Genomic DNA, 3504 nt, shown 5'->3' with positions numbered 1-3504 from the left:
ATAAATAGCTCCATTTTCCTTTTATTTTGATGTATGTCTCATCAATACGCCACTTATAATAGGCTTTTTTATGCTTTTTCTGCCAAATCTGATACAAAATTGGGGCATATTCTTGAACCCAACGGTAGACCGTTGAATGATGAACGTTCACACCACGTTCCTTTAATATTTCAGATATATCATGATAATTCAATGCATATCTTAGATAGTAGCCAACGGCTACAGTGATAACATCTGTACTGAATTGTTTATATCTGAGAATAGTTCATACAAAAGACTCCTTTTTATTAAAATTATACTATAAATTCAACTTTGCAACAGAACCTTTTTTATCGATTTCCCGAGATATAACACTTACTTTGAGTTTAAGAAATTTACAATGTCTCTACATTCTTAAAATTTGAGCTTTATTATTATTAAATATAAATTTTCAAGTTTGCTTTGTTAATTACGATTAAATTAAGGATATTAGCAATTCTACTTCATCTTATTAACTAGATAAATCACTAAAAACTTACTGATATGACAGTATTTTCTAGATTAATATTATATTAAACAAAATACAAATTAAGGTTAATACTATATTAATAAATCATTGATACCATAATGTTGTAGTTGAAAGGAAACAAAAACTACGTTACGTAAATAAAACACATTATTAGGAGGGCTAGTATGCAAAATTTAACAAATGCAGAAACTAAAAATGTGAATGGTGGTAATAAATTCACTGATGCGGTGAATGCTACAACAGATTGGTTCGGCCGAGTAGGTAAAGGCATGGACAAAGCACACGAAGATAATGATTGGAGATAAAAATAAATATTCCAGAAGTACTAAAAAATATAAAGGTGGTAATAACATGGAAGAATTAACTTATGATGAACTTATTAAAAATAACGGTGGTAATAATGAAACTGATCCAGACGGCTTTGCTGAACATGTTGGTTACGGGATTGGCAAAACTTCTGATGGCGTTAAAAGTTTTTTTCGTGGCCTTGCCGACTCACTTAAATAATTTAAATTACAAAGGATGGTAATCATGAAACATTTAACTGAAAAAGATTTAAAATCTATCAATGCTGGTGATTTCTGGGAAGACCTAGGAACTGCTACTGGTAATGTTATAACTAGAATACCTAAATTGGGTAAAAGTAAAAGCAAAGATGATAAATAAGATTAATATACTTAATTAATATAATTAGGGCTGGGACATAATTTTATATCTCAGCCCTCTTCTACATATTTCTTTATCATTCTAGTAATTTTTGAGACAAGCTAAGGAAGTGGTAACTCAATGAACATTAAATACATTAAACAATATGACGAAAAAGATTGTGGGCCAACATGTCTAGCCATGATTTCACAATCGTTTGGCAAACGTGTATCAATACCACGTTTAAGAGATTATGCTAAGACTGATAAGCTTGGGACAAACTTGTATGGTTTGATTAAAGCTGGAGAACATATTGGCATAAAATTAACTGGTGTTAAAGTAGATTCTGTAAACGAATTAAAAAAAGTAGAACTTCCAATTATTGCACATATTGTAAACAAATAAGGATATAATCATTTTGTTATTATTGAATCACTTAAAAAAGATAAAATTCATATAGTAGATCCAGCTAAAGGTAAGTATAAATTAACCAAACAACAATTTAATGAAATATGGACAAATATTGCTGTATTAGTTAAAAAGACGGAATCATTTAATAGTAGAGATGAATCACCTTCTTATATGAATATATTTACGGATATATTTAAAAAGAACTATAAAACACTGATTACAATAGTTATAATTTCTGTCTTAATAAATATAACTGGAATCATTGGTGCTTTATATTTCAAAATATTAACCGATAACGTCATTCCATCTAATGTCCTATCAAATTTACATACTATAAGCATAGGCGTATTAATACTTTATATAATCAATGCATTAGTAACCTATTTGAGATATCAAATGATTTTAAAACTTAGTTTAGAAATAGATATTGGCCTTATGAAAGACTACTTTAAACATGTATTACACTTACCAATGAATTTTTTTGATACACGTAAAAGCGGAGAAATATTACAACGTTTTATGGATACTTCAAAAATTCGTGAAGCACTATCATCTTCAACCGTAACACTACTTGTAGATACATTTATGATTATAGTTGGCTGTGTATTATTATATTTACAAAGTCCAACGTTGTTGCTCATTACAGTCATTTTTATACCATTTTTTATTTTATGTAGTCTAATGATGAAACAACCATTCGAACACTATAACCAAAAAGTTGCAGAAAATGATGCAGAATTGAGTTCATATTTGATTGAATCTTTTGATGGTAGTAGTACAATAAAAAGTTACCAATCAGAGCCTGATCGTTTTGAACAAGGTTCGCAAAAGTTTAATCAACTTATCAACAACTTAATACGTTTAGGGCAACTTTCAAACATACAACTGACAATTAATAATTTCCTTAAAATTACTGTCAGTTTAGTAATCTTATGGATAGGTAGTTATTTTGTTATGAATGACCAGATGACTTTAGGAAGTTTATTAGCGTTTAATGCACTTACAATTTTTTATTTAGGTCCAATTGAACGTTTAATTAACATACAACCAACGTTACAATCATCATTTGTGGCTGCTAGACGTATCGCGGAAATAACAGATTTAGATACTGAAGATAAATTACATGATAACAACTATCCATTTATATTTAATAACGTTATAAACATGGATAATGTAAAATTTCAATATGGATATAGAGATGTCATTTTAGACGGTATTAACTTAAAAATTAATAAAGGACAAAAAATCGCAATCGTTGGTGAAAGTGGAAGCGGAAAATCCACAATTGGCAAACTATTAAATCATTATTATGACGTAGTAGAGGGTGAAATATCTATTGACCAACGCCCAATTAACAATATACAACTAGATGAACTAAGACATCACATTGGTTACGTTTCACAAGAAACTTTCTTATTTGCAGATACTATTTTAAATAATTTACTACATGGCATGAACAAAGGAAAATCAAAAGAAGATATTATAAATGCATGTCAATTAGCTGAAGCTTTTGATTTCATCCAAAAACAACCCGATCAATTCAATACTATGCTAGAAAAAGAAGGTTCAAACTTATCTGGCGGACAAGCACAACGTATTTCATTAGCACGAACATTTCTAAAGGACCCAGATATTTATATTTTTGATGAAGCAACAAGCGCTTTAGACAGTCGAACTGAATTCAAAATCATGCGACATATTGATAACTTAATTCAAAGTGGTAAAACAGCTATTGTCATTTCTCATAAACTAAGTACTATACAAAATGCTGATGTCATTTATACCTTGAAAAATGGAAAGATAGTAGAAAAAGGTACTCATAAAAATTTATTAAAAAATCGAAATGAATACTATAAACTATGGCAATTACAAACTAAAAATAAAGAAGTATAACACTCATTAAAACAATGTATGTCCCTCTGCATCAATGGCACGATATA

3 protein-coding genes and 2 pseudogenes are annotated in these 3504 nt (G+C 29.1%); 4 read left to right on the top strand and 1 reads right to left on the bottom strand.

Features of this window, described 5'->3' with window-relative positions; genetic code table 11:
* Positions 1–262 (bottom strand): annotated as a pseudogene (locus tag HMPREF3265_RS12155) (IS6 family transposase); the annotation flags it as partial.
* Between the two features lie 410 nt (positions 263–672).
* Here HMPREF3265_RS12155 and HMPREF3265_RS12550 point away from each other — a divergent pair.
* From HMPREF3265_RS12550 to HMPREF3265_RS02875, 4 genes and pseudogenes are all read left to right on the top strand, one after another.
* Positions 673–813, top strand: a complete 141-nt coding sequence (locus HMPREF3265_RS12550) for a hypothetical protein (protein WP_154392040.1) — start codon at positions 673–675, stop codon at positions 811–813.
* A 46-nt stretch (positions 814–859) separates the two neighbouring features.
* Positions 860–1015 carry a hypothetical protein gene (locus HMPREF3265_RS12545; protein WP_154392039.1) on the top strand — a complete coding sequence of 52 codons (156 nt, stop codon included), beginning with the start codon at positions 860–862 and terminating at the stop codon, positions 1013–1015.
* Between the two features lie 24 nt (positions 1016–1039).
* On the top strand, positions 1040–1174 hold the full coding sequence (locus HMPREF3265_RS12820; protein ID WP_256323913.1) for a hypothetical protein: 135 nt from the start codon (positions 1040–1042) through the stop codon (positions 1172–1174).
* 120 nt (positions 1175–1294) lie between these two features.
* Positions 1295–3457: pseudogene (locus HMPREF3265_RS02875) on the top strand (peptidase domain-containing ABC transporter).
* Positions 3458–3504: the final 47 nt, after the last annotated feature.

The sequence above is a fragment of the Staphylococcus sp. HMSC62B09 genome (assembly GCF_001839115.1).
GTDB classification, from domain to species: domain Bacteria; phylum Bacillota; class Bacilli; order Staphylococcales; family Staphylococcaceae; genus Staphylococcus; species Staphylococcus haemolyticus.
Note: the sequence above shows the minus strand (reverse complement) of the source record. Positions and strands in the feature narration are given on the sequence as shown.

Coding starts and splice junctions, on each gene's coding strand:
- HMPREF3265_RS12820 (WP_256323913.1), top strand. CDS start 1,040: ATGAAACATTTAACTGAAAAAGATTTAAAATCTATCAATGCTGGTGAT.
- HMPREF3265_RS12545 (WP_154392039.1), top strand. CDS start 860: ATGGAAGAATTAACTTATGATGAACTTATTAAAAATAACGGTGGTAAT.
- HMPREF3265_RS12550 (WP_154392040.1), top strand. CDS start 673: ATGCAAAATTTAACAAATGCAGAAACTAAAAATGTGAATGGTGGTAAT.